This window comes from Arthrobacter livingstonensis (genome assembly GCF_003219815.1).
Lineage (GTDB): Bacteria > Actinomycetota > Actinomycetes > Actinomycetales > Micrococcaceae > Specibacter > Specibacter livingstonensis.
Genome location: NZ_QJVD01000093.1, coordinates 1 through 1,557, shown reverse-complemented (window position 1 = coordinate 1,557; position 1,557 = coordinate 1). Strand labels below are relative to the sequence as shown.

The window sequence follows — 1,557 nt, the reverse complement described above, 5'->3', positions numbered from 1 at the left end:
CGGCTAATACGAAAGTAAGGTGGGTCAGGCTGCCTCCCGGGTGATTAGGGTGACGTTGTAGCCGAGTGCTTGGAGGCGGCGGATGGCGTTGTTTTTGGCGCGGGTGGGGTCTTTTTTGGTGAAGAAGTCGTTTCCGGGGTCGTGGTAGCACTCGCCCTCGGCGAGCAGGTGCCAGCGGCGGTGAGGATGGAGTGTTCGTTGGCGACGATGGCCTTGATTTTGCCGCGGCGGACGAGGATCCGTTTGTAGCGTGCCCCGAGGTAGCTGTCGTTGGGGTGGCGGGCGATGCTCAACGCCGCGACGCCCAGTGCCCCCTTGATGTAGTGGTTCCCGGGGCGGGTCTTGGTGGACTTGACCCGTCCGGCGGACTCGTTGGATCCTGGACTGAGCCCGGCCCAGGAGGCCAGGCGGCCGGGGGTTTCAAAGCGGGTCATGTCGGCCCCGGTTTCGGCGATGATGACATCGGCAACCAGGATGGAGACCCCGGGGATGGTGGCAAGGAATTCCCGGGCGGCCTGAAAGGGTGCCATCGCCTCATCGATGCGTGTGGTGAGCTTGTCGGCCCACCGGGTGAGGGAATCGATGCGGTCAAGGTGCATGGAGCAGATGAAGGCGTGGTGGTCGCCGAACCGGCCGGTCAGGGCCTCGATGAGTTCCGGGATCCGCTTGCGCATGACGCCCTTGGCCATTTCGGCCAGTTTCTGCGGGTTCCGCTCACCGTCGATGAGGGCGGCGAGCATCGCCCGGGAGGAGGCGCCCATCAGGTCCGAGACGCTGTCCGAGAGCTTGATGCCGGTGGATTCGAGAAACTTCTCCAGGCGCTGGATCTCACGGACCCGGTCCTGGATGGCAAGGGTCCGGGCCTGGGTCAGATCCCGCAACTTGCGGATCGGCTCGGGCGGGACAAATGAGGCGCGCAGCAGCCCATGGGCGCCCAACTGGGCTAGCCAGGCGGCATCGGAAACGTCCGTTTTTCGGCCCGGAATGTTCCGGGCGGCCTTGGCGTTGACCAGCATCACCGGCAACACGTCTTCAAACAGATAATAGAACGGCCGCCAATAGTCACTGGTTGCCTCCATGACTACCGTGGTGACCTTCGCCGCGACCAGCATGTCCCGCAGGGCGAGGATCTGGTTCGTGGTCGCACCCCAGGTGGTGACATCGGTGGTGAAAGTCCCGGCGCGCCGGCCAGGACCCCGGATGGCGACCTTCGCGTCGCTCTTGGAAATATCAATGCCCGCAGCATGTTCATGAACCAGGTCCACGGGACACCTCCTGACAGCTATTTGTTCCCTATAGGTGGTGCCTGTCGTGTGGAGGGCGGAATTAAATCCGGACTCTAATACTCGTGCTCGAAGCAACAATCCACGGTTCCCGTGGAACCCTCTGCGCCACGCTTACGGACGGGCCAAAACTACAGCACCAAAGACGGACCGGCGTCAAACACGGCAGACACGACCATCATCTCGCCACCACGCCGTGAAGACCAGAGCACAGGCGACCCGGCAACAACTTTCGACCACCACGGCGCGCAGCGGCACTGGAACGCTTACGGGA

General features: G+C 63.2%; 1 pseudogene. It reads right to left on the bottom strand.

The features are described 5' to 3' along the window. Nucleotides 1-24: 24 nt before the first annotated feature. Nucleotides 25-1,265, bottom strand: a pseudogene (locus tag CVV68_RS22880) (IS110 family RNA-guided transposase). Nucleotides 1,266-1,557: the final 292 nt, after the last annotated feature.